The sequence below is a fragment of the Geodermatophilus sp. TF02-6 genome, from assembly GCF_003319115.1.
Taxonomy (GTDB): domain Bacteria; phylum Actinomycetota; class Actinomycetes; order Mycobacteriales; family Geodermatophilaceae; genus Geodermatophilus.
Map to the genome: position 1 here is coordinate 105,248 of NZ_QOHF01000007.1, position 23,627 is coordinate 128,874.

Genomic DNA, 23,627 nt, shown 5'->3' on the forward strand with positions numbered 1-23,627 from the left:
CACCGGCCCGCCGGTGCGCGGTCACACCAGCGATCCGACGCCGCGCAGGAGGACGTCGCGGACCGGAGCGGGCCGGCCGGCGAGCATGACGCGGGCGACCCGGGCCGAGCGGCGGACGAGCCGCTGGGTCGGCGGCCGGCGCTGCCGGTCGTAGGCGGCCAGCGCGGCCGGCACGTCGTGCTCGCCGAGCAACCGGGCGAGGGTGACGGCGTCGACGAGCGCGGAGCAGGCCCCCTGGCCGAGCGCGGGGGTCATGCCGTGGGCGGCGTCGCCGAGGAGGACGACGCGGCCGCGCACGTACGACGGCAGCGGCGGGGCGAGGTCGTACACCCGGTGCTCGAGGAGGCGCTCGGGGTCGGTGCGGGCGAGGACCTGCGGCACGGGGTCCGGCCAGGTCGCGTACCGGGCCTGCAGGGCCACCCAGTCGTCGCCGTCCGCGTCGGGCGCGGCGACCGCGGCGTACCAGTTGGTGCGGCCGGGCTCCATCGGGGTGAGCCCGAAGACCTGCCGCCGTCCCCAGGTCTCGCCGTGGACGGCGACCTCCCCGGCCACCCATCCGCGCCAGGCGACGAAGCCGGCGTCGCGGGGGCCGGTCGGTCCGGGGAAGACGGCGGAGCGGACCGTGCTGCGCAGGCCGTCGGCGCCGACGACCAGGTCGCAGTCGTCGGCGAGCTGCCGGGGGTCGGCGATGGCCGCACCGGTGCGGATCTCGACGTCCCCCAGCGCGGCCAGCAGCAGTTCCATCAGCGTGCGGCGGCCCAGGAGGACGACGGGACGTCCGCCGCGGCGCTCGATCCGGGCCAGCGGCAGGTCGGCCAGCCGCCGACCGGTGGCACTGCGGATCGTCGCCGAGCGGTAGGGCACGGACCGCTCGCGGAGCTCCTCCTCGAGCCCCAGGTGTGCCAGCGCCCGCTGCGCGTCGGGCCACAGCCCCAGCGCCGCCCCGTGCACGGTGACCTCCGGCCAGCGCTCGAGCACGGTGACCCGCCAGCCGCTCCGGCTCAGGCCGGCCGCCGTCGCCAGACCACCCACACCGGCCCCCACGACCACCGCCGTACGTCGCACGCCCGCAGACTACTACACCTGTAGTAGCACGGCGAGTAGCCTGGTCCGGAGCAGGCTCGCTGGGGAGGAGACGGCCGTGGACGACGACCGACGGGAGTGGGTGCGCACGCGGGAGGCCTTCACCCGGGCCGCGGGCTGGTTCGTCGAGACGACCGCCGGCGCAGCGGGACGCTGGGACGAGCCCGCGCTCGGCGAGTGGACGGTGCGCGACCTGGTCGGCCACACCGGCCGGGCGCTGTCGACGGTGCAGCGCTACCTCGGCGAGCCGGTCGACACGGTCGAGGTCCGCTCCCCCGTCGAGTACTTCCGGCGGGTCCGGGTCCTGGGGGATCCCGCGGAGGTCGCCCGGCGTGGCCGGGAGGCCGGGACGGCGCTCGGCGCCGACCCGGCCGGTGCGGTGGCGCGCCTCGCCGGCGAGGTGACCACGCTCGTGGACGGTGCCGACCCGGACGCCCTGGCGGCCACGCCGGCCGGGGGGATGCGGCTGGCCGACTACCTGCCCACCCGCACGTTCGAGCTGACCGTGCACACCTGCGACCTCGCCGCGGCGCTCGGCCGACCGCTCGACGTCCCCGAGGCCGCCGCCGCGGAGAGCCTGTCCCTGATCGGGAGCCTGGCCGTGCAGGGTGCCCGGGCCGGGGCGCTGCTGCGCGGGGCGACCGGGCGCGGCCTGCCGTCCGGCTTCACGGTCCTGTGACCGGCGGCTGGCACGCCGACGGGGACGAGGCCCCCCGGGTCGTCGACTGGGACGCCGCCGGGTACGCGCGGCTGTCCACGCCGCAGCAGTCCTGGGCGCGCGACGTGCTGGCCCGGCTGCACCTCCGGGGTGACGAGACCGTCGTGGACCTGGGGTGCGGGGCCGGGCTGGTCACCGAGCAGCTGGCCGCCCTGGTGCCGCGCGGGCGGGTCGTCGCCGTCGACGTCTCCGCCGCCATGGTGCGCGCCACGAGGGCCCGCCTCGGCGACCGGGCGGAGGTGGTCCGGGCGGACCTGCACGAGTTCACCTGGCCGGAGCCCGCCGACGTGCTGGTGTCGACCGCGACGCTGCACTGGGTCCCCGACCACGCGCGGCTGTGGCGGCACCTGCGCGGCCTGCTCCGACCCGGCGGCGTCCTCGCCGTGCAGTACGGCGGGGCCGGCAACATCCCCGGCGTCGAGGAGGCCATGGCCGAGCTGGCCGGCCGCGAGCCCTTCGCCGCGCACCTGGCGCCGTTCCGGTCGCCGTGGACGTTCGACGCGGTGGAGACGGCGCGGCGGGAGGTGGCGACGGCGGGCTTCACCGACGTCCGCGTGTGGAGCGAGCGTCGACCGGCGCGACCGCCCGACGTGCCGGCCTTCCTGGCCACCTCCGTCGCCGTGACCGAGCTCGACCGGTTGCCCGAGGAGCTGCGCGACCGCTACACCGCCGCCCTGTTCGCAGCCCTCGGCGCGCCGGAGGAGCTCGGCTACGTGCGGCTCGACGTCGACGCGCGGGCGGGCTGAGGCAGACCGCAGTCGGGGACACTGGGGCGGTCCCCCACAGCAGGCAGACTCGGAGGTCGGTGGTGGCGCGACGCACCGAGGCGCTCGACGCCGCGCTGGAGGTGCTGGCCGAGCGGGGCGCGCGCGGCCTCACCCACAGCGCGGTCGACCGGCGCGGCGGGCTGCCCGCGGGCACGACCTCCAACCACTTCCGCAGCCGCGACGCCCTGCTCGCCGGCGTCCTGGACCACCTGGCCGAACGCGAGCTGGCGGTGGTCGCCGCGCTCGACGTCGCGGCTGCGGGGCCGCCCGGCCCCGCCTCGTTCGTCGAGGAGCTCGCGGCCGTGGTCGAGTACCTGCTCGGCCCGGGGCGCACGCAGACGCTGGCGCGGCACGCCCTGTTCCTGGAGGCTGCCTGGCGGCCGCACCTGCGCGAGGCCGTGCTCGCCGCCACCGCCCGCTTCTGGCGGCTGCTCGAGGAGCGCCTGGCCGCGCTGGGCGCCGTCTCCCCCGCCCCGGCCGCCCGGACGCTGCTCGCCTGCGTCGACGGCCTCGTGCTCGACCAGCTGGTCCGGCCGCAGGAGGGTCTCGACCCGGCTGCGGCGCTGCGCCCGCTGGTGGCCGGCCTCATCGGGCGAGCGCCCGACGCAGCGCGGCGGGACGGTGCTCCCGGGGCCGCGGCGAGACCCTCCGCCCCGGCCTCCCGCCGGGCCGGCACGCACCCCTGAGGACGGCGGCGCGAGGACACCGGGGCGCGGGCATCGGGGCTCGGGCCGGGCCGCCGAGAGGCGTTCGGCGTCGGCGTCCTCGGCCACGGGTGCTCTCTCAGCACTCCACGATGTTGAGCGCCAGCCCGCCGCGGGCGGTCTCCTTGTACTTGTCCTTCATGTCCGCGCCGGTCTCGCGCATGGTCTTGATCGCCTTGTCCAGCGAGACGTGGTGCCGGCCGTCGCCGCGGACGGCCATGCGCGCCGCGGTGATGGCCTTGACCGAGCCGACGGCGTTGCGCTCGATGCAGGGGATCTGCACCAGTCCCCCGACCGGGTCACAGGTGAGGCCGAGGTTGTGCTCGATGCCGATCTCGGCGGCGTTCTCCACCTGCTCCGGGGTTCCGCCGATGACCTCGGCGAGGCCGGCGGCGGCCATGGAGCAGGCCGAGCCGACCTCGCCCTGGCAGCCCACCTCCGCACCGGAGATGGAGGCGTTCTCCTTGAACAGCAGCCCGATCGCCGCGGCGGTGAGCAGGAACCGCACCACCCCGTCCTCGGAGTAGGAGTCGACGAAGTCGCGGTAGTAGTGCAGGACGGCCGGCACGATGCCGGCGGCGCCGTTCGTCGGCGCGGTGACCACCCGCCCGCCGGCCGCGTTCTCCTCGTTGACCGCCAGGGCGTAGAGGGTCACCCACTCCATCGCACGGAGCGGGTCGGCCTCGTCCGGGTACTCCTCCAGCTGGGCGCGCAGCGCGGCCGCGCGCCGGCGGACCTTGAGCCCCCCGGGCAGGACGCCGGTGGTGCGGGTGCCCCGCTCGACACACTCCTGCATGACCGACCAGACGTGCAGCAGGCCCTCGCGCACCTCGGCCTCGCTCCGCCAGGAGAGCTCGTTGGCCAGCATCACGTCGCTGATGCGCAGCCCGGTCTCCCGGGTGTGCGCCAACAGCTCCTCGCCGGTGCGGAAGAGGTACCGCACCGGCGTGCGGTCCTCGACGATCACCGGGCCGGCCTCGTCCTCGTCCAGGACGAAGCCGCCGCCCACCGAGTAGTACTCGCGCCGGCGCAGTTCGTCCCCGTCCCCGTCCAGCGCCCGGAAGAGCATGCCGTTGGTGTGGAACTCCAGCCGCTTGCGTCGGTGCAGCACGACGTCGTCGTCCACCGAGAACGCGATGGGGTGCTCGCCGGCCAGCCGGAGTCCGCCCTCGCGGCGGATGGTCTCGACCCGCGGCTCGGCCGCGAGGGGGTCGACGAGGTCGGGCTGCTCGCCCTCCAGACCGAGGACGACGGCCTTGACACTGCCGTGACCGTGCCCGGTGGCGCCGAGCGAGCCGAACAGCTCGCACCGGACGCCGGCCACCTGTCCGAGCAGCCCCTCCTCGGACAGACGCGTGACGAAGGTGCTGGCGGCCCGCATGGGGCCGACGGTGTGCGAGCTGGACGGACCGATCCCCACCTTGAACAAGTCGAATGCGCTGATGGTCATGCGTGCCCTCTCACCGGTCCGCGACAGCCAGGAAAATCAGGTACACTTCTGATATACCAGATCTAGTGCAAGAGTATGTCGTTCTCCACACGGAGGCAAGCCTTGCTGGCTCTCCACCCGTACGATTCGAGCGTGACCGCCGTCCCGCTGGAACTGGACTCGTCCGCGCCCACGTCCCTGGCGGACAAGGCCTACGTGGCGATCAGGGACCGGCTGATCATGCTCGCCATCCGACCGGGTGATCCGATCGACGACGACGCGTTGGCCCAGGACCTCGGCGTGGGCCGGACCCCCGTCCGCGAGGCGCTGAAGCGGCTGGAGGTCGACCGGCTCGTCGTGTCCTACCCGCGGCGGGGGACGTTCGCGACCGGCATGGACATCTCCGATCTGGCGCACATCTCGGAGATCCGCGCTCAGCTGGAGCCACTGGCCGCCCGTCGCGCCGCCGAGCGGAGCGCTCGAACCGCATCCACCGAGCTCGAGGAGCTCGCCGCGCGCATCGACCACCTGGACGTCGCCCTGGTCGACCCGACCGAGCTGATGCGCTGGGACCTGGCCGTGCACCGGGCCATCTACCGGGCGGCGGGCAACCCGCACCTGGAGGACGTCCTCATCCGCTACGACAACCTGGCGACGCGGATCCACTGCGTGTTCCTCGACCGGCTGCCCACGGTGGACGTCCATGTCCGGGAGCACGTAGATCTGCTCCGGGCGATCGCCGCCGGGGACGCCGATCGGGCCGACGACCTCGCCCGTCGACACGTGCTCGGCTTCGAGCAGGCGATTCGCGCGGTGATCTGAGAAAGGACCCTCCTGCCCCCCACCACTCGCACGCTCGCGGCAGGCCCCTGCAGGAGGGCCGCCCGTCCTCCACCCCTCGCACGCTCAGGGTGAGCCTCTGGACGGGGCCTCCTCGCCCTCCACCCCTCGCAGGCTCGACCGACAGCGGCACGCCCACCTGGTCGTGGGCCGCGGGAAGAGCGCGGTGCAGTCCGGGCCGACCCCGCCGCGCGCGAGGGTCAGCCCGGACTGCACCGTCCGCGGCCGCGACGACTCCGGCCGCAGGACTGGTCAGCTCTTGTGGGTGGGGGTGAACTCCAGGGCGGCGTCCAGCAGCCAGTCGGCGAGGTACCCGGCGAAGGAGGACCGGACGAGGAGCAGGTAGTCGTCGCCGGTGTCCGAGAGGCCGAGCAGCACGACGCCGGCCAGGCCGAGGGTCGTCTGAGCGCTGCTGCCCCGGCCGAAGACCCGCGGGTGCAGGTCGATCGCGCAGCCCCTGGCCAGCACGTCGCGCACCCGCGCCCCGGTCAGCCGCAGGCCGATGCGCTGCGCGGAGACGTCCACAGCGGCACCGCCGAGCGGGAGGACGGCGCTCCGGACGCGGGCCTCGAACTCCTCCGGCGTCTCCGCCGTGCTGGAGAGCAGCCACTCGTCGGGACCGAGCCAGACGGCCCACCCGGAGTCGGTCGGCACCCAGGTGTTGACCGCCGTCGGCAGGTCGACGCCGAGCGCCGCCGACACCTCCGGGCCGAGGGCGCCGAGCCGGACGTCGACCATCGCGACGAACGGCTCGACGGTGGTGCCGACGGTGTCGGGCAGGCGCTCGAAGGCCGTGGCCCACGCCTCCAGCGGGTGGGTGCGCAGCAGCTCAGCCATCGCGACGGGCTCCTTCGGGATCGACCAGCACCGAGCCGGTGACCTCGACCGGGACGAGGGTGCCGTTGACGGGGACGTGGACGGTGTCGCCGATGCGCGACCGGCCTCCCTTGACCAGGGCGAGGGCGAAGGGACGCCCGAGCTCGGCGCTGCGGTAGCTGGAGGTGACGTGACCGAGCATCGGCACCGGCGGGGGCGGCAGCTCGCCGTCGGCGCGGAACTCCACGATCTGCGAGCCCTCGGGCAGCACGGTCTGCCGGTCCCCGGGCAGGAGCCCGACCAGCTGCTTGCGCAGCGGGTCGGCGTTGGCCACCCGGGCGAACGAGCGCTTGCCGACGAAGTCGGGCTTCTTCTTCGACACCGCCCACGCCATGCCGAGGTCCTGCGGCGTGACGGTGCCGTCGGTGTCCTGCCCGATGATCGGGTAGCCCTTCTCCGCGCGCAGGACGTGCATGGTCTCGGTGCCGTACGGGGTGATGCCGTACGGGCGGCCGGCCTCGAGCAGCCGCTGCCACACGGCGACCGCGTACCAGGGGTTGACGTAGACCTCGAAGGCCAGCTCTCCGGAGAAGCTGATCCGGGCCAGCCGGACCGGCACCCCCTCGAGGGTGGTGTCCCGCCAGGTCATGAACGGGAACGCCTCGGCGGAGACGTCGACGTCGGGGAAGACGGCGCCGATGACGTCGCGGGAGCGGGGGCCGACGACGGGGAAGGTGGCCCACTGCTCGGTGACCGAGGTGCAGTGGACGCGCAGCTCCGGCCACTCGGTCTGCAGCCACTCCTCCATCCAGTCGAGGATCTTCGCCGCGCCGCCGGTGGTGGTGAGGACGAGGAAGCGGTCCTCGGCCAGGCGCAGCACGGTGCCGTCGTCGATGACCATGCCGTCGACGCCGCACATGACGCCGTAGCGGACCGAGCCGACCTTGAGGCTGCTCATCAGGTTCGTGTAGAGCCGGTCGAGGAGGACGGCCGCGTCGGGGCCCTGGACGTCGATCTTGCCCAGGGTGGAGCCGTCGAGGATCCCGACGCCGGTGCGGGCGGCGGCGCACTCCCGCAGGACCGCGGCCTCCATGTCCTCGCCGGGCTGCGGGTAGTAGCGGGGACGCTTCCACTGGCCGACGTCCTCGAAGACCGCCCCGGCGGCCGCGTGCCACTCGTGCAGGGCGGTGACCCGCTCGGGGTCGAAGAGCCGGCCACGGTCCCGGCCGGCCAGCGCCGCGAAGGCCACCGGGGTGTAGGGCGGCCGGAACGTGGTGGTGCCGGTGTCCTGCACCGGGACCCCGAGCAGTTCGGCGGTGATCCCCGAGGTGAGGACGCCGGAGGTCTTGCCCTGGTCGTGCGCGGTCCCGATCGTCGTGTAGCGCTTGACGTGCTCGATGGAGCGCATCCCGGCGCCGACCGCCCGGGCGATGTCGGCGACCGTCGCGTCGCGCTGCAGGTCGACGAACTGAGTACGCGCTTGCGCGCCGGAGGCGTCCGGCACCCGCCACAGCACCAGCGGCGCGGTCGGGAGGACGGGCTGCTGGGCAGCCGGTGCGGGGTCCTCCCCCGGCGGCTGGACGGCCAGGGCCTCCAGCGCCGCGCGGGCCACCCGCTGCCCGTCGGCCAGGCACCCGGCCAGGTCGAACACGCCTGCGGCCGAGCCGGTGACGGACAGGCCCTCGAGTTCCTCGGCCGGGAGGAACGCGCCGAGCTCCTCGTCGTAGCGGAGCCGGCCGCGGGCCTGGCTGAACAGGTGCACTGCGGGGTTCCAGCCTCCGCTGACCAGGAGCAGGTCGCAGGCGATCGCGCTGTTGGCGCCGACCTCTCCGTTCTCGAACGGGGCGACGAGGGCGTGCGTGACCCGCTCGACGCCCTCGGTACCGACCACGACGGATCCGTCCAGGACCCGGATCCCGGCGCGCTCGCACTCCTCACGTCGGCGCGGCGAGCCCTCCGGCCGGGCGTCGACCACCGCCTGCACCCGCGCGCCGGCCCGGTGCAGGTCGAGGGCGGCGTCGTAGGCGCTGTCGTTGGTGGTGAACACGACGGCCTCGCGACCGGGCAGCACGCCGTAGCGGTGCAGGAACGTCCGGGCGGCGCCGGCGAGCATGACGCCCGGGCGGTCGTTGTCGGTGAACACGACCGGTCGCTCGTGGGCTCCGGTCGCCACGACGATGGCGCGGGTCCGGAAGCGCCACACCCGCTGGCGGGACAGGTGCTTGGGCGCGGTCGCACCCAGGTGATCCGTGCGCCGCTCGAGCGCCAGCACGAAGCCGTCGTCGTAGCCGCCGAAGGCGGTCGTGCGCTGCAGGTGCAGCACCTCCGGGTGCCCGGCCAGCTCGGCGACCGCCGCGGCGACCCACTGGAGCGCTGGAGCGTCGTCGAGCTGGTCGGTGCCCGACAGCAGCGAGCCGCCGGCTTCGGACTGCTCGTCGACGAGCGCGACCCGGGCCCCGGCCCGGGCGGCGGTGAGCGCGGCGGCCAGGCCCGCGGGGCCGGCTCCCACGACCAGCACGTCGACGTGGTGGTGGACCGCGTCGTAGCGCGCGGAGTCGGGCACCTCGGCCAGGCACCCCTGCCCCGGCAGCCCGTGGGCGACCAGGCCGTCGTAGAGCTCGACCGTCGTGGCCAACAGCATCGGCTCGGGGAACGGCTCCTCGATCTGCACCAGGCCGCCCGGGTCCTCGGCCCAGGCTGCGGCGATGCCGCGCGGTCGGCCGAGCTTGACGCTCGTGGCGATCTGGTGCCGGCCGGAGGCCAGCAGCGCCGAGGCCAGCGTGTCACCGGGGTGACCGGTGTAGGTCTGCCCGTCGAAGGTGAACTGCAGGGTGGTGGTGCGGTCGACTCGGCCGCCCGAGGCGGTCCGGAACGGGCTCGTCATGGGATCACCGGCTTCGGGTCATCGAGGCGGTAGACGCGCTCGAAGCGGTAGGTGGCGGTGTCGCGGATCGCATTGAACCAGCGGCGGCAGCCGGCGCTGTGCGACCAGCGCTCGGCGAAGCGGCCCTTGGGGTTGTCGCGGAAGAACACGTAGTGTGCCCACTCCTCGTCGGAGAGCCCGGCCGGGTCCTCCGGATACGCGACGTGGGCCTGGCCGCCGTAGTAGAACTCGACCTCCTCGCGGAGGCCGCACCACGGGCATTCGATGAGTTGCACGGAGGACTCCTGTATCGGTGGGCGCTGGGTCAGTGGGCCACGGCGGCGGCGCCGTGCTCGTCGACGAGCGCTCCGGTGACGAAGCGGTCCAGGCTGAACGGCGCCACGTTGGGGTGGGGCTCGTCGTTGGCGATGGTGGAGGCGAGGCACCAGCCGATGCCGGGCGTGGCCTTGAACCCGCCGGTGCCCCAGCCGCAGTTCAGGTAGAGGTTGTCGTAGGGGGTCCGCCCGGCGATCGGTGAGGCGTCCGGGCTGACGTCGACGATCCCGCCCCAGCTGCGCAGCAGGTGCGCCCGGGCGAACACCGGGAACAGCTCCACCGCGGCGGCCATCTGCCGCTCGATGATGTGGAACGCGCCGCGCTGCCCGTAGCCGTTGTAGGAGTCGACGCCGGCGCCCATGACCAGCTCGCCCTTGTGCGCCTGGGAGACGTACACGTGCACCGCGTTGGACATCACGATGGTCGGGTGCATGGGCTCCAGCAGCTCGGAGACCAGGGCCTGCAGCGGGTGGCTCTGCACCGGCACGCGGAAGCCGAGCATGTCGGTGAGCACCGTCGTGTGCCCGGCGGCGCACAGGGCGACCCGCCCGGCGGCGATGTCCCCGCGGGTGGTCCGCACCCCCGTGACCCGGTTGCCCTCGGTGGTGAACCCGGTGACCTCGCAGTCCTGGATCAGGTCGATCCCGGCCTCGTCGGCACGCCGGGCGAAGCCCCAGGCGACGTAGTCGTGCTTGGCGATGCCCGCGCGGGGCTGGTAGGTGGCCCCCAGCACCGGGTAGCGGATGTCGGCCGAGGTGTTGACGATCGGGCAGATCTTGCGGACCTCGTCCGGCTCCACCCACTCGGCGTCGACCCCGTTGAGCTTGTTGGCCTCGACCCGTCGCACGCTGTCGCGGACGTCCTGCAGCGTGTGTGCCAGGTTCAGCACCCCGCGCTGGCTGAACAGGATGGGGTAGCCCAGGTCCTCCTCCAGCCCCTCCCAGAGCTTGAGCGCCTGCTCGTAGATGGCCGCGCTCTCGTCCCAGAGGTAGTTGGAGCGGATCAGCGTGGTGTTGCGGGCCATGTTGCCGCCGGCCAGCCAGCCCTTCTCCAGCACCGCGACGTTGGTGATGCCGTGGTTCTTCGCCAGGTAGTGCGCGGTGGCCAGGCCGTGCCCGCCGCCACCGACGATGACCACGTCGTAGGAACGCTTCGGCTCCGGGTTCCGCCACAGGAAGTCCGGGTGCTCCGGCAGGTCCGCGCCGGGGGTGCGGGGGCTCATCGGGAGACCTCCGTCAGGTCGGGGTACAGGGGATGACGATCGGCCAGCCGGGTGACCCGCTCGCGGAGCTCGGCGAGCTGCTCGTCACCGAGCGAGGGCCGCAGCGCGGCGGCGATCACGTCGGACACCTCGACGAAGTCGTCGAGGTCGAAGCCGCGGGCGGCCAGCGCGGGGGTGCCGATGCGCACCCCGGAGCTGACCATCGGCGGGCGGGGGTCGAAGGGCACGGCGTTGCGGTTGACCGTGATGCCGATGGAGTGCAGCCGGTCCTCGGCCTGCCGGCCGTCCAGCTCCGACTCGCGCAGGTCCACCAGGACGAGGTGGACGTCGGTGCCGCCGCTGACGACGTCGACGCCCGCCGCGCGGGAGTCGGCTGCCAGCAACCGGTCCGCCAGGATCCGGGCGCCGGCGAGGGTGCGCTCCTGGCGCTCCCGGAAGGCCGGCTCACCGGCCAGCTTGAAGGCGACCGCCTTGGCGGCGATGACGTGCTCGAGGGGCCCGCCCTGCTGACCGGGGAACACCGAGGAGTTGAACTTCTTGGCCAGGTCGGCGGTGGCCAGGATGACCCCACCGCGCGGACCGCCCAGGGTCTTGTGGGTGGTCGAGGTGACGACGTGCGCGTGCGGCACCGGGGAGGGGTGCAGCCCGGCGGCGACGAGCCCGGCGAAGTGGGCCATGTCCACCATCAGGTAGGCCCCGACCTCGTCGGCGATCCGGCGGAACTCGGCGAAGTCCAGGTGACGCGGGTAGGCCGACCAGCCGGCCACGATGAGCTTGGGCCGCCGCTCCTCCGCCAGCTTCTCCACCTCGGCCATGTCGACCCGGTGGTCCTCGCGGCCCACGTGGTAGGCGGCGACGTCGTAGAGCTTGCCGGAGAAGTTGAGCTTCATCCCGTGCGTCAGGTGGCCGCCGTGGGCGAGGTCGAGGCCCAGGATGGTGTCGCCGGGCTCCAGCAGGGCGGACATCGCCGCGGCGTTGGCCTGCGCGCCCGAGTGCGGCTGCACGTTGGCGTACTCGGCGCCGAACAGCGCCTTCAGCCGGTCGATGGCCAGCTGCTCGATCACGTCGACGTGCTCGCAGCCGCCGTAGTACCGCCGGCCGGGGTAGCCCTCGGCGTACTTGTTGGTCAGCACCGAGCCCTGGGCCTGCATCACCGCGACCGGGGCGAAGTTCTCGCTGGCGATCATCTCCAGCGTCGTCTGCTGCCGGGCCAGCTCGGCCGAGATCGCGCGGTGCACCTCGGGGTCGGTGTCCCCCAGCGACCGGCTGAGCACGCGGTCCGAACCGGCCGAGGCGCGCAGCCCTCCGTTCCCCTGGACGGGGGCCTGCAGCCCTTCATCCACCTGGACGACCATGCCGGGATCCTTCCTGTCATGTATCAACCCGAAAACTAGTATATCAGTCGTGCAGCAGAGTAGAACGAGTGGCTGCCCCGGGTCAAGGGGGCGTCGTGGTTGTCGGTCGACTCGGCCCGCCAGCGCGTCGTAGGCGCCGGACAGGAACTGGAGCGTCGTCGGACGGAGCAGCCGAGCGAGGAGAAGAAGGCCGCCCTCGAGCGAGAAGCTGACTCAGCTCGAACTCGTCCTCGAGCTCGAGGTCCAGCTCGCTCCCGTCAGCATCGGGCCCTCCTGCGAGAAGGTCCCGATGCTGTCGGTGCACACGCGCGGGGTCTCCCTCAGCCGCGGATGCGGGTCATCTCCGGGTCGACGAGCGGCTCGGCGGCGACGGTGGCGGGGATCCGGGTGCCGAAGTACTCGATCTCGACCCTCGTGCCGACGGTCGCCGGGGCGGGCAGCCAGGCGTAGGCGATCGGCCGGCCGACGGTGTGCCCGAAGGCCGCGCTGGTCACGTAGCCGGCCGGGCGGCCGTCGACGAAGACCGGCTCGGAGCCGAGGACGACGCTGCGGCCGTCGTCGATCGTCAGGCAGGACAGCCGGCGGCTTCCCGTGTGTTCGCCGAGCTCGGCGATCGCCGCCCGTCCCACGTAGTCGTCCGTCTTCTGCCTGCGGACGGCGAACCCGAGACCGGCCTCGTAGGGGTCGTGCTCGGTGGTCATGTCGGAGCCCCAGGCGCGGTAGCCCTTCTCCAGCCGCAGGCTGTTGAAGGCCGCCCGGCCCGCGGCGATCACACCGAAGTCCTGGCCGGCACGCCACAGCACGTCCCACAGCCGCTGGCCGTGGTCGGCGCTGGTGTAGATCTCCCAGCCCAGCTCGCCGACGTAGGACAGCCGCATCGCGGTCACCGGCACTCCTCCGATCCGGGCCCGCTTGGCGCGGAAGTACTTCAGCCCGTCGTTGGAGAAGTCGTCGGAGCTGACCCGCTGGACGAGGTCGCGGGCCCGCGGGCCCCACAGCCCGATGCAGCAGGTGCCGCCGGTGACGTCGCGGATCGCGACGGTGCCGTCGTCCGGCGCCTGGCGCTGGAAGTGGTCGAGGTCGAGGGGGCCGTTGGCGCCGACCTGGAACAGCTGCTCACCGAGCCGGGCGACGGTGAGGTCGCTGCGGATGCCGCCGGCCTCGTCGAGGGCGAGCGTGTAGGTGACCGACCCGACCGACTTGTCCATCTCGCCGGTCGTCAGCCGCTGCAGCAGCGCGAGGGCACCGGGGCCGCTGACCTCGAGCCGCTTGAGCGGCGTCATGTCGTACACCGCCACGGCGGTGCGGGTCCGCCACGCCTCGGCCGCCGCGATCGGGGACCAGAACTGCCCCGCCCACGCGTCGCGCTCCGGCGGCACCCACTCCGCGGGCAGCTTGTCCACCAGGTGCGCGTTGGCCTCGTACCAGTGCGGCCGCTCCCAGCCGGCGGCCTCGAGGAAGACCGCGCCGAGCTCCTGCTGCCGGGCGGAGAAGGGGCTGACCCGCAGGTCGCGCGGGGAGCGCCGCGGCTGCAGCGGGTGGATGACGTCGTAGACCTCCACGAAGTTCTGCTGCGAGGTCTCGGTGACGTACTCCGGGGTGAGCTGCACGTCCTCGAAGCGGTGCACGTCGCAGCCGTGCAGGTCGATCTCCGAGCGGCCGTCCACGAGGAGCTGGGCCACGGCGCGGGCGACCCCGGCGGAGTGGGTGACCCAGACCGCCTCGGCGATCCAGAACCCCTGGACGTCGGCGGACTCGCCGATGAGCGGGCCGCCGTCCGGGGTGAAGGAGAAGATGCCGTTGAAGCCGGAGTCGATCTTCGCCGAGCGCAGCGAGGGCAGCAGCAGCTGGCTCTGCTCCCAGACCGGGGCGAAGTCCTCCTCGGTGAAGGGCAGCATCGAGGGCATGGACGACTCCCCGACGTCGCCCTGGGGCAGCTCGTGCAGGTCGACCGGCATCGGCCGGTGGGCGTAGGAGCCGATGCCGAGGCGGTCGACGCGCTCGCGGTAGTAGAGGTCCTGGTCCTGGTGGCGCAGGATCGGCAGGCTCGCCTCGCCGAGCTCGTCATTGCGCCCGACCAGCTCCGGCACCTGCCCGGTCCAGACGAACTGGTGCGCCAGCGGCAGCAGGGGGACGTCCATCCCCACCATGGCGCCGAGCTCCTGCCCCCAGAAGCCGGCGCAGGAGACCACGACGTCGGCGGGGATGACGCCGTCCGGGGTCCGGACGCCGGTGACCCGGCCGCCGGCGGACTCGATGCCGGTCACCCGGGTCGAGCCCTGGAAGACCGCGCCCCGGGCCTCGGCGCGGCGGGCCAGGGCGACGACCGCCCGGGAGGCCTTGGCCAGGCCGTCGGAGGGGATGTGCAACCCGCCGAGGATGCGCTCGCGGTCGACCAGCGGGTGCAGCCGCACGCACTCGTCGACGTCGACCACCTGCGCCTCGACGCCCCAGGAGGTGGCCCAGCCCTGCTTGCGGTGCAGGTCGGCGAGCCGCTCCGGCGTGGTGGCGACCTCGAGGCCGCCGACCTGGTTGAAGCACCAGGCGCCGTCGACGTCGAGGCCGAGGAACTTCTCGACCGTGTAGCTGGCGAAGGCGGTCATCGTCTTGGACGCGTTGGTCTGGAAGACCAGCCCGGGCGCGTGCGAGGTGGAGCCCCCGGTCAGCGGGAGGGGCCCCTGGTCGACCACGGTGACGCGGTCCCAGCCGCGGGCGGTCAGCTCGTCGGCCAGGTTGGTGCCGACGATCCCCGCTCCGATGACGACCACACGAGGGGTGGTGGACACTGCTCTCGCTCCTGCCTTCCGGTCGGCCGGGGGATGTCAACTTCCGGTTGCGACGGCCCCTCTGCAGGGTCCCTGGCCCCGTCCCGGGCACCGCCCCGAGCGTGCGAGGGGTGGGGAGGACGGGGTCCTTCTGCTGCGAGTGGCGGGGGGCAGAGGGGTCCTCTTCAGTTCGACAGGCGCCCGGTCAGCCACTCGTGGAAGGCGCCGATGTGGTGCTCGGAGGGCACGAGCACGCCGCCGCCCGCGTAGGCGCGGGAGGACATGGCCGGCTGGGTCCGCTCGCAGGCGGCGAAGTCCTGCTCGTTGACCCGGTGGAACAGCTCCACCGACCGCGTCACGTCCTTGCCCGACTCGACGACCTCGTGCGAGTACAGCCAGTCGCACTCGACGATCGTCCGGTCGGCCGAGACCGGGAACATGCGGTGGAGGATGACGTGGTCGGGCACCAGGTTGACGAACACGGTGGGCCTGATCGTGATGGCGTAGTAGCGACGGTCCTGGTCCTCGTCGACCCCCGGGAGCCGGTCGAAACCCTCGCTGCCGTCGACGGTGAAGCCCTGGACGTCGTCCCCGAACTCCGCGCCGTGCCCGACGAAGTACTGCGCTGCGTAGCCGTCGGCGAACTCGGGGAGCACCTCGGTGAGCTCCGGGTGGATCGTCGCGCAGTGGTAGCACTCCATGAAGTTCTCGACGATGAGCTTCCAGTTCGCCTGGACGTCGTAGGTGATGCGGCGCCCCACCGACAGCGAGTCGAGCTCGTAGTGCTCGATCGAGTCCGCGTCGCCGAGGCGCTCGACGACGGCGGCCACGACGTCGTCCTCGAAGGACGGGGGTTCCTTCGCCAGGCACACCCACGCGTAGCCCAGCCACTCCCGCAGCGCCACCGGCACCAGGCCGTACTCGACCCGGTCGATGTCGGGCATCTTGGTCAGGTTGGGGGCCGCGATGAGCTTGCCCGACAGGTCGTAGGTCCAGGCGTGGTAGGGGCACTGGAAGGCCCGCTTGACCTCTCCGGAGTCCTCCGTGCAGATCTGCGCACCTCGGTGCCGGCAGACGTTGAGGAACGACCGCAGCTGCCCGTCGCGGCTGCGGACGACGAGCACGCTCTCCCTGCCCACCTGGACCTTCCGGAAGGAGCCGGGCGTCGGCAGGTCGGCCGAGCGCACGGCGCAGAACCACATGTCCTCGAAGATCCGGGACTGTTCCAGCGCGAAGACGGCCGGGTCGGTGTAGTACTGGCCCGACAGCGTGGGGATGAGGCTCGCGGGCAGATCGGTGGAGGTCACACGGCACCTCGGGTTCCGTCGGGCGATGTGAGGGGACACGCTGGAGGTCGGGCAACGCAGGTCTGGGTCGACCACGGTCGTCGTCTGGTCAGGACGACCCGCTGTGTTGCAGATTACCCACCCGCTCGCGCCTGGCGCAACAACTCGCCGTCTCGGCTCTCGCTCCACCGCCACCGGCGGCACCACCAGCCGGGTCAGCGCGGGCGGCCGAAGAAGCCCAGCCTCCTGCTCAGCTCGTCAGCGCCCGACACGACCCGCGGGGCGAGCCTCGGGAAGTCCGCCGAGTCCATCCGGAAGGAGGGGCCCGAGACGCTGAGGGCCGCGACCACGTCTCCGTCCGCGTCCCGGACGGGCGCGGCGACGGCGTTGAGGCCGACCTCGTACTCCTCGACGGTCGAACCCCAGCCCCGCTCGACGATCCGGTCGAGGTGCCGGCGCAGCTCTTCGGGATCGGTGATGGTGGCGGGGGTGAAGCGCTGCAGCTCCCGGGACAGCACGCCCTTGCAGACGGCGTCGGGCGCGTGGGCCAGGAGCACCTTGCCGCTCGAGGTGGCGTGCAAGGGGGTACCCTGCCCCACCCAGTTGTGCGTGCTGAGCGCCGCCGGCCCGCGGACCTGGCTGACGTTCACCGCACGGTCGCTGTCCAGGATGGCGATGTTCACGGTCTCCTCGAGATCGGCGGCCAGCGCCTCGCAGATCCGCCGTCCCTCCTGGGCGATGTCCAACTGCGCGGCGGCGGCGCCGGCCAGGCGCACGACGCCGAAGCCCAACCGGTACTTGCCCCGATCGGCCAGCTGCTCGACGAAGCCCCTGCTCTCCAGCACCGCGACCAGCCGGAAGGCCGTCGACTTGTGCACCCCCAGCTCGGCGGCGACCTCCGTGACGCCGACCTCCCCGTGTGCCGCCAGGATCTCCAGGACGCTCAGGGCGCGGTCCACGGACTGGACCGCGGCGACCGCGTTGCGCTCTCCGTTCTCCGCCTGCGGCCCACTCATGACCTAGAGCGTAGGGCGCGGATCGCGGGGTCGGCCGCTCCCCTTGACGGTGGAGCGAGGCCGAGCCATGCTGTTGCGCCATAGGCAAACAGTCGTGATAGACGCAACATAGAGCCTGGAGCGCCATGATCCCGGTCTGCCCCACGACCGCGTTGCCGCCCGGCGAGGCGATCCGGGTGGAGGCCGACGAGCCCATCGCGGTCTTCAACGTCGACGGCGACTTCTACGCGATCGACGACACGTGCACCCACCAGGACGCCTCGCTGGCCGACGGCTGGCTGGACGGCTGCGCCGTGGAGTGCCCCCTGCACGCCTCGTGCTTCGACCTGCGCACCGGGAAGGTCTCCGGCCCGCCGGCCAAGATCCCGGTCCGCACCCACCGGGTCGTCGTGCAGGACGGCATGGTCTACGTGCAGCCGGGAACCCCCGCGGACGGCGCCGCATGAGCCCCACCGTCGCCGTGGTCGGAGCCTCCCTGGCCGGCCTGTCGGCAGCGCGCGCTCTCCGGGCGCAGTCCTACGGCGGCCGCATCGTGGTCATCGGCGACGAGGTGCACGCCCCCTACGACCGACCGCCCCTCTCCAAGGGGTTCCTGGCCGGCACGGCCTCGCTGGACGACATCGCCCTGAGTGCACCCGACGACGAGGACCTCGGGCTGGAGTGGCGGCTGGGCACTCCGGCGGTCGGCCTCGACCGCCTCGGCCGCTCGGTGCTGCTCGACGACGGCAGCGAGGTCCGGGCCGACGGCGTCGTCCTCGCCACCGGCGCCCGCGCCCGCCGCCTGCCCGGCAGCGAGGGGCTCGCCGGCGTGCACGTGCTGCGCTCCCTGGACGATGCCCTCGCCCTGCGGGAGGACCTGGCCGCCGGCGGACGTCTCGTCGTGATCGGCGCCGGCTTCATCGGGGCGGAGGTCGCCTCCACGGCCCGCCGCCTCGGGCTGGAGGTCACGGTCGTCGAGACCCAGCCCGTCCCGCTCGCCGGCCCGCTGGGTGCCGAGATGGGCGCGGTCTGCGCCGAGTTGCACGCCGACCACGGCACCCGCCTGCTGACCGGCACCGGGGTCGCCGGACTGGCGGGCACCGGCAGGGTCGAGGCCGTGGAGCTGACCGACGGCACCCGCCTGCCCACCGACGTGGTGGTCGTGGGGATCGGCGCCGCACCGAACACCGAGTGGCTGGCCCACTCCGGCGTCGCTCTCGGCAACGGCGCCCTCGGCAACGGCGTCCTCACCGATGAGCGCGGCGCCACCAACATCCCCGGCGTGGTCGCCGTCGGCGACTGCGCCGCGGCGTGGTCGGCCCCCGCGGAGCGGCACGTCCGCACCGAGCACTGGACCACCGCGCTGGAGCAGCCGGCCACCGCGGTCGCCACGCTGCTGGGCGCCGGGGAGCCGGCGCCGACCCCGGTCCCCTACTTCTGGTCCGACCAGTACGGCGCCCGCATCCAGTTCGCGGGTTCGCGCCGCGAGGGCGACGTCGCACGGGTCGTGGAGGGCAGCTGCGCCGACCGCAGCTTCCTGGTGGCCTACGAGCGCGACGGCGAACCCGTCGCCGTGCTCGGGATGAACCAGCCCCGCCTGTTCACGCGGTGGCGCCGACAGCTCCGCTCCCCCGTGCCGACTCCCTGCTGACTGCTGGGCTGACTGTTGGGCCGGACCGGGCGGTCGGCGCTCTGCACCCGTGGTGAGGACCGGGCACCCCGCGGACCGCGCGGCCGGCGCCGGTGCGGCTCTACCAGCGGTGGGCCTCCGTCACCCTCGAGCCGGGTCGGCGTGGGTGTCGCCGGACGCCTGCGGCGTGCGGCGTGCGTACTGCTCGCAGACGAGGTGCACGAACGTGTCGAGGTTGGGCGGCGGGCTGTCGGCCCACCAGGCGAGCCACACCGGCAGGGGCGGGGCATCCCGGACGAGCCGGTAGGCGACGCCGGAACGGGGGTGCTGGGCGGCAGTTGCCTCAGCGGAGATGCCGACGGCCTGGCCGGCGGCGATGACGGTGAGCCAGTCCTCGATCCCGTGCACGGTCCGGACGGCGGCAGGCGCCGCCGGTGGCGACCACAGCTCCTCGGTGGTGGTCCCGGTCAGGGGGTCGACGGCGATGGTGCGCCCGGCGAAGTCGTTGAGACTGAGGCTGCGACGGCGGGCCAGCGGATCGTCGGCGGCCACGGCGGCGTAGCGCCGCTCGACACCGAGCAGGGCGGTGCGCAGCCGCGCGTCGCCGACCGGGCGGCGGAGCACGCTGACGTCGACGGCGCCCTCGGTCAGGCCCGCGGTCGGGCTGTTGGCGTGGACGAACACCAGCGCGGAGCCGGGGTGGTCCTGGGACCACCGGCGCTGCACCGCGGTGGTGTGCCGACCGAGCGCCGACCAGGCGTAGCCGACGCGCAGGTTGCCGCGGGCCCGGTCGCCGGCGCGCCGGATCGCGGCGACCTCCTCCAGGACGCGGCGCGCGTGCCCGGCGACCCGGGCGCCCACCGGGGTCAGCGACACCTCGCGGGTCGTGCGCTGTAGCACGCGGGCGCCCAGGACGCGTTCCAGCGCGGCGATGGTGCGGGACACCGACGCCTGCGACGTGCCGAGGACGTCGGCGGCTCCGGTGAAGGTGCCGGCGTCGACCACGGCGAGCAGCGCCCGCAGCTGGCGCACCTCGAAATCCATGCGGTTAACGTATCACCGGGCACGTGTCCGGCATTTCCCTCATGAGTCGAGCGTGCCCATACTCAGGCGGGTGACCAATGAGGCAGGGATCGGCGCGACGGCCGTCGGCGGACCGGGAGCGCGCCTGCTGCGCGGGATCGGGACGATGCTGGGCAGCGCGCTGAGCAACCAGGTCGGGGCCGCCCTCGGCGCGCACGCGTTCGGGGCGCTCGGCCCGGCGGGGGTGGTGGCGACTCGTCAGGTGGTGGCGGCGGCAGTGCTGCTGCCGCTCGCCCGCCCGCCGGTGCGCCGGATGCCCCGGGCGCAGTGGTGGCCGGTCCTGCTCCTGGCGGCCGTGTTCGGCGGCATGAACCTGTCGCTGTACACGGCGATCGATCGGATCGGGCTGGGGCTGGCGGTGACGCTGGAGTTCCTCGGCCCGCTCGCCGTCGCCCTCGCCGGGTCGCGCTCGCGGCGTGATCTGTCGATCGCGGCCACGGCCGCGATCGGTGTCTACGTGCTGGTGCTGCCCGGGCGGTCGAGTGACTACCTGGGCCTGGGGCTCGGGCTGTTGGCCGCCGGCTGCTGGGCGGCGTACATCGTGCTCAACCGGGTCGCGGGAGCTCGCCTGCCGGGACTGCAGGCCCCCGCGCTGGCCACCGCGCTCTGCGCGCTCGCCTACCTGCCGGTACTCCTCGTGCTCGCCGGGTCCGGGCGGCTGGACGGGGTGCCGATGGCCTACGCCGTGGCGGCCGGGGTGCTGTCGTCGGTGGTCCCGTACGCGGCCGACCTGACCGCGCTGCGCTTCGTCCCCCAGCGCTTCTTCGGGGTGTTCATGAGCGTCCACCCGGTCCTGGCCGCGCTGGTCGGCATGGTGCTGCTGGGTCAGCTGCTGGCCGGGCACGAGTGGGTCGGGATCGCGGTGGTCGTGCTGGCCAACGCCGCAGCGGTCACCACGGCGGGCGGGCGCCCCCACGAAGCGCTGGCCGGGCCGAGCAGCGAGGGCGGCGTCCACGTCACCGTCGCCGAGGCGCTCGCCGGAGCCGAGCTCGACGTGCCGGTGGGCCGCACCAGTACGGGACGCTGACGCCCCGCCGAGACGCCGACGCACGGGGTGTGCGCCCCACTACGGGCGGTGTGCCAGCGATGCGCTACGGCTCGGAACGGAGCGTGGAGTCGGTCAGGGCACGGTCACCTCGGCAGAGGCTTCCCGGCACCGGAGCCGGTTCTCGGCAGCTCCGGTGCCGGGAGACGTGTGCCTCGCAGGCGGTACAGCTAGTCGCGAGGATCCAGCGGGCGGCCGATGGACTCCGCCGTGGGCTGGCTCCGTGCAGGCACGGAGCCGTCCCCCGTAGACGACACGAAGTTGCCGTGCGGGCTCACCGACAGCTGGCCGTCCCCCTCCGAGCTCGCCTGCGAGGGCCTCGCCACCACGTGCGCGGTGTCCGGCAATGGCGAGCTCGGGGTCCTCTCCACGACGAGGACGAAGTCGTCCCCGTGGCGGCTGATGCCTTCGACGACGGCCTGCTCGATCGCCGAGGTGGCGTAGCTCCCGCGCAGGACGATGGGATCGCGGCGGAGGTCCTTGACCAGGCTCACCGCCATCGCCGCCATGACCAGCGCGAACGGCAGAGCCGCGATGATCGTCAGGTTCTGCAGCCCCGTCAGGGCGGCACCCTCGTCGCCCAGGAGCAACATGATCGCGGCGACGGCGCCCATCACCACGCCCCAGAAGACGACGACCCAGCGGCTCGGTTCCAGGGTGCCGCGCTGCGACAGCGACCCCATGACGATCGATGCCGCGTCCGCACCGGACACGAAGAAGATGCCGACGAGCACCATCACGACCACCGTCGCGACGCTGGCCAGGGGGTACTGCTCCAGGACGGTGAACAGCTGCCCCTCGGTGGTGCCCTGCCCGGCGACGTCGACGCCGCCGCGCTGTGCGGCGATCCCCGCCCCGCCGAAGACGGCGAACCACAGCAGGCTGACCAGGCTGGGCACCAGGAGCACGCCGGTGACGAACTGGCGGATGGTCCGGCCGCGGCTGATGCGCGCGATGAACAGTCCGACGAACGGGGTCCAGTTGATCCACCAGGCCCAGTAGAAGACCGTCCAACCGCGCAGCCAGACGGCCATCGGGTCACCGCCGGTGGCCTCCGTGCGCGCGGCCATCTCGCCGAGGTCGGAGAAGTAGCTGCCGACCGCGTCGGGGATGAGGTTGAGGATGAAGATCGTCGGACCGACGACGAAGACGAACACCGCCAGGGCCAGGGCCAGGACCATGTTGGTGTTGGACAGCCACTGGATCCCACGTTCGATGCCGGAGACGGCCGAGGCGACGAACGCCGCGGTCAGGATCGCGATGATCGCGACCAGGACGCCGTTGCCGACGTTGCCCGCCCAACCGAGGATCTCGACCCCGCTGCCGATCTGCAGCGCGCCCAGGCCCAGGGAGGCGGCCGACCCGAACAGCGTGGCGAAGATGGCCAGGACGTCGATGACCCGGCCGGCCGGACCGGCGGCCCGCCGTTCACCGAGCAGCGGGATGAACGCGGAGCTGATCAGCTGACGGCGGCCCCGCCGGAAGGTGCCGTAGGCGATGGCCAGCCCGACGACGGCGTACATCGCCCACGGGTGCAGCGTCCAGTGGAACAGCGTGGTGGCCATCGCCGTCTGGATCGCCTCGGACGTCTCGGGCTCGTCCGTGAGCGGCGGGGGGGAGACGTAGTGCGAGAGCGGCTCGGCGACGCCGTAGAACATCAGCCCGATGCCCATGCCCGCGCTGAACATCATCGCGACCCACGAGACGGTGCGGAACTCCGGCCGCTCGTCGTCGTGCCCCAGCGGGATCCGCCCGTACTTGCTGGCCGCCAGCCAGAGGACGTACACCACGAACGCCGACGCCAGCAGTACGAACAGCCAGCCGAGGTTGCCGGTGATCCAGCCGAGGACCGAACTGCTCGCGGTGCCCAGGCCGGTGGGGGTGGCGAAGCCCCAGGCCACGAAGCCCAGCGCCATGGCCGCAGCGACGGCGAACAGGACCCGGTCCACGGCCCAGTGCCGGTCGGCCACGCAGGGTGGCGGCTTGGCGAGTGCGGGGTGGACCCCTGCCACGGACACGTCCGCAGCCGAGAGCGGGGGCTCCCCCTGTCCCGACCGATGGGCTCGGCTGACCGACGTCGGCTCGGCATCGACGTCATCGGGGCTGTTCAGCGGGCGGGAGGGCGAGGCTGGCTCGTGACGCGATGGCTCCATGACAGTCCCCAATCGTGTTGCGTCATATGAGACTCGCTTCGCAAGAGGGAACCAGAGGTTGCACCGTGGATCAAGGGTCTGCGGTGATTCTCCTCACGGTCAGACCTCCACGGACGCCGTCCGCGCCGCGCTCGTGACGAGCCCGGTCGTGCGGGGATCACGCCTGTGCCGGTTCGTGCCGCCCTCGGCCCTCGGCAGCGCAGCGCTCGAGATCACGCCGATCCTGCACCGTCGGAGCGGCATGCCGGGTTTCGACCGTGTGACGGAGCCGCGCACACCGCGGCTCTTCCCGCCCCAGGGGAGCGGGTGGGTGATCACCGCGTCGCGGTGCCCACGTCCCCCTCGCGCACCCCAGATCGCTGATGAGATGGGTTCCGACTGGGTGACCAGCAGTTGCTCGCACTCCTCGGTGCCGGCGACGGGCGGGCAGCGGCGACCTGGCTGACGCCCCTCCACCGTGCCCGCGCCTGGGAACACACGCCGCCGCGGGGCGAGCACTCGATCACACGCTCCTCGTGCTCCTGTCCAACGCCGAGT

19 protein-coding genes are annotated in these 23,627 nt (G+C 73.3%); 7 read left to right on the forward strand and 12 right to left on the reverse strand.

The genetic code is table 11. The features are described 5' to 3' along the window. Positions 1-21: 21 nt before the first annotated feature. Positions 22-1,065: an FAD-dependent oxidoreductase gene (locus DQ238_RS08530; protein WP_113780864.1), complete on the reverse strand. Its 1,044-nt coding sequence runs from the start codon at positions 1,063-1,065 to the stop codon at positions 22-24. Positions 1,066-1,141: 76 nt separating this feature from the next. Here DQ238_RS08530 and DQ238_RS08535 point away from each other — a divergent pair, with 76 nt between their 5' ends. From DQ238_RS08535 to DQ238_RS22740, 3 genes are all read left to right on the forward strand, one after another. Beyond that, on the forward strand, positions 1,142-1,762 hold the full coding sequence (locus DQ238_RS08535) for a maleylpyruvate isomerase family mycothiol-dependent enzyme (RefSeq protein ID WP_233495823.1): 621 nt from the start codon (positions 1,142-1,144) through the stop codon (positions 1,760-1,762). Next, a complete protein-coding gene (locus DQ238_RS08540; RefSeq protein WP_113780865.1) occupies positions 1,759-2,547 on the forward strand; it encodes a trans-aconitate 2-methyltransferase in 789 nt (262 codons plus the stop codon). The genes DQ238_RS08535 and DQ238_RS08540 overlap by 4 nt, the downstream gene beginning before the upstream one ends. 62 nt (positions 2,548-2,609) lie before the next feature. Further along, positions 2,610-3,254 carry a TetR/AcrR family transcriptional regulator gene (locus DQ238_RS22740; RefSeq protein ID WP_158550738.1) on the forward strand — a complete coding sequence of 215 codons (645 nt, stop codon included), beginning with the start codon at positions 2,610-2,612 and terminating at the stop codon, positions 3,252-3,254. 97 nt (positions 3,255-3,351) lie between these two features. On the opposite strand, the gene DQ238_RS08550 is transcribed toward DQ238_RS22740, so the two are convergent. Beyond that, the gene (locus DQ238_RS08550; RefSeq protein WP_113780866.1) at positions 3,352-4,722 is read right to left on the reverse strand and encodes an L-serine ammonia-lyase; all 1,371 of its coding nucleotides are present in this window, start codon (positions 4,720-4,722) and stop codon (positions 3,352-3,354) included. A gap of 132 nt (positions 4,723-4,854) precedes the next feature. Between DQ238_RS08550 and DQ238_RS08555 the strand changes: the two genes are divergently transcribed. Then, a complete protein-coding gene (locus DQ238_RS08555) occupies positions 4,855-5,523 on the forward strand; it encodes a GntR family transcriptional regulator (protein WP_199506209.1) in 669 nt (222 codons plus the stop codon). A gap of 270 nt (positions 5,524-5,793) precedes the next feature. Here DQ238_RS08555 and DQ238_RS08560 read toward each other — a convergent pair whose 3' ends face one another. The 8 genes from DQ238_RS08560 to DQ238_RS08595 all read right to left on the reverse strand — a co-directional run bounded on the left by DQ238_RS08560 (position 5,794) and on the right by DQ238_RS08595 (position 17,200). Beyond that, positions 5,794-6,378, reverse strand: coding sequence for a sarcosine oxidase subunit gamma (locus DQ238_RS08560; RefSeq protein WP_113780868.1), 585 nt, complete (start codon positions 6,376-6,378; stop codon positions 5,794-5,796). After that, positions 6,371-9,241 (reverse strand): 2Fe-2S iron-sulfur cluster-binding protein, encoded by a 2,871-nt coding sequence (locus DQ238_RS08565; RefSeq protein ID WP_113780869.1) that lies wholly within the window; start codon positions 9,239-9,241, stop codon positions 6,371-6,373. The genes DQ238_RS08560 and DQ238_RS08565 overlap by 8 nt, the downstream gene beginning before the upstream one ends. Then, positions 9,238-9,516: a sarcosine oxidase subunit delta gene (locus DQ238_RS08570; RefSeq protein ID WP_113780870.1), complete on the reverse strand. Its 279-nt coding sequence runs from the start codon at positions 9,514-9,516 to the stop codon at positions 9,238-9,240. The genes DQ238_RS08565 and DQ238_RS08570 overlap by 4 nt, the downstream gene beginning before the upstream one ends. Positions 9,517-9,545: 29 nt before the next feature. Then, on the reverse strand, positions 9,546-10,778 hold the full coding sequence (locus DQ238_RS08575) for a sarcosine oxidase subunit beta family protein (protein ID WP_113780871.1): 1,233 nt from the start codon (positions 10,776-10,778) through the stop codon (positions 9,546-9,548). After that, a complete protein-coding gene (gene glyA, locus DQ238_RS08580; RefSeq protein ID WP_305037560.1) occupies positions 10,775-12,133 on the reverse strand; it encodes a serine hydroxymethyltransferase in 1,359 nt (452 codons plus the stop codon). Before glyA ends, DQ238_RS08575 begins: the two co-directional genes overlap by 4 nt. 320 nt (positions 12,134-12,453) lie before the next feature. Beyond that, positions 12,454-14,919, reverse strand: a complete 2,466-nt coding sequence (locus tag DQ238_RS08585; RefSeq protein ID WP_113780872.1) for an FAD-dependent oxidoreductase — start codon at positions 14,917-14,919, stop codon at positions 12,454-12,456. A gap of 164 nt (positions 14,920-15,083) precedes the next feature. Continuing rightward, positions 15,084-16,205 carry an aromatic ring-hydroxylating dioxygenase subunit alpha gene (locus DQ238_RS08590; RefSeq protein ID WP_113780873.1) on the reverse strand — a complete coding sequence of 374 codons (1,122 nt, stop codon included), beginning with the start codon at positions 16,203-16,205 and terminating at the stop codon, positions 15,084-15,086. A gap of 194 nt (positions 16,206-16,399) precedes the next feature. After that, positions 16,400-17,200 carry an IclR family transcriptional regulator gene (locus tag DQ238_RS08595; RefSeq protein WP_113780874.1) on the reverse strand — a complete coding sequence of 267 codons (801 nt, stop codon included), beginning with the start codon at positions 17,198-17,200 and terminating at the stop codon, positions 16,400-16,402. A 125-nt stretch (positions 17,201-17,325) separates the two neighbouring features. Between DQ238_RS08595 and DQ238_RS08600 the strand changes: the two genes are divergently transcribed. Beyond that, a complete protein-coding gene (locus DQ238_RS08600) occupies positions 17,326-17,646 on the forward strand; it encodes a bifunctional 3-phenylpropionate/cinnamic acid dioxygenase ferredoxin subunit (RefSeq protein ID WP_113780875.1) in 321 nt (106 codons plus the stop codon). Further along, positions 17,643-18,830 carry an NAD(P)/FAD-dependent oxidoreductase gene (locus DQ238_RS08605; protein WP_113780876.1) on the forward strand — a complete coding sequence of 396 codons (1,188 nt, stop codon included), beginning with the start codon at positions 17,643-17,645 and terminating at the stop codon, positions 18,828-18,830. The genes DQ238_RS08600 and DQ238_RS08605 overlap by 4 nt, the downstream gene beginning before the upstream one ends. 120 nt (positions 18,831-18,950) lie before the next feature. On the opposite strand, the gene DQ238_RS08610 is transcribed toward DQ238_RS08605, so the two are convergent. Next, entirely contained in the window at positions 18,951-19,853 is a 903-nt protein-coding gene (locus DQ238_RS08610) for a LysR family transcriptional regulator (RefSeq protein WP_113780877.1), read from the reverse strand. Between the two features lie 70 nt (positions 19,854-19,923). Here DQ238_RS08610 and DQ238_RS08615 point away from each other — a divergent pair, with 70 nt between their 5' ends. Then, a complete protein-coding gene (locus DQ238_RS08615) occupies positions 19,924-20,919 on the forward strand; it encodes a DMT family transporter (protein WP_199506210.1) in 996 nt (331 codons plus the stop codon). A gap of 188 nt (positions 20,920-21,107) precedes the next feature. On the opposite strand, the gene DQ238_RS08620 is transcribed toward DQ238_RS08615, so the two are convergent. Further along, positions 21,108-22,955: a BCCT family transporter gene (locus DQ238_RS08620; RefSeq protein ID WP_233495824.1), complete on the reverse strand. Its 1,848-nt coding sequence runs from the start codon at positions 22,953-22,955 to the stop codon at positions 21,108-21,110. Positions 22,956-23,627 lie beyond the last annotated feature (672 nt).

What these genes read in the sequence shown, in the direction of transcription:
- DQ238_RS08610 (WP_113780877.1), bottom strand. Translation starts at nt 19,853, where the DNA reads ATGGATTTCGAGGTGCGCCAGCTGCGGGCGCTGCTCGCCGTGGTCGAC.
- DQ238_RS08550 (WP_113780866.1), bottom strand. Translation starts at nt 4,722, where the DNA reads ATGACCATCAGCGCATTCGACTTGTTCAAGGTGGGGATCGGTCCGTCC.
- DQ238_RS08605 (WP_113780876.1), top strand. Translation starts at nt 17,643, where the DNA reads ATGAGCCCCACCGTCGCCGTGGTCGGAGCCTCCCTGGCCGGCCTGTCG.
- glyA (WP_305037560.1), bottom strand. Translation starts at nt 12,133, where the DNA reads ATGGTCGTCCAGGTGGATGAAGGGCTGCAGGCCCCCGTCCAGGGGAAC.
- DQ238_RS08575 (WP_113780871.1), bottom strand. Translation starts at nt 10,778, where the DNA reads ATGAGCCCCCGCACCCCCGGCGCGGACCTGCCGGAGCACCCGGACTTC.
- DQ238_RS08600 (WP_113780875.1), top strand. Translation starts at nt 17,326, where the DNA reads ATGATCCCGGTCTGCCCCACGACCGCGTTGCCGCCCGGCGAGGCGATC.
- DQ238_RS08560 (WP_113780868.1), bottom strand. Translation starts at nt 6,378, where the DNA reads ATGGCTGAGCTGCTGCGCACCCACCCGCTGGAGGCGTGGGCCACGGCC.
- DQ238_RS08565 (WP_113780869.1), bottom strand. Translation starts at nt 9,241, where the DNA reads ATGACGAGCCCGTTCCGGACCGCCTCGGGCGGCCGAGTCGACCGCACC.
- DQ238_RS08595 (WP_113780874.1), bottom strand. Translation starts at nt 17,200, where the DNA reads ATGAGTGGGCCGCAGGCGGAGAACGGAGAGCGCAACGCGGTCGCCGCG.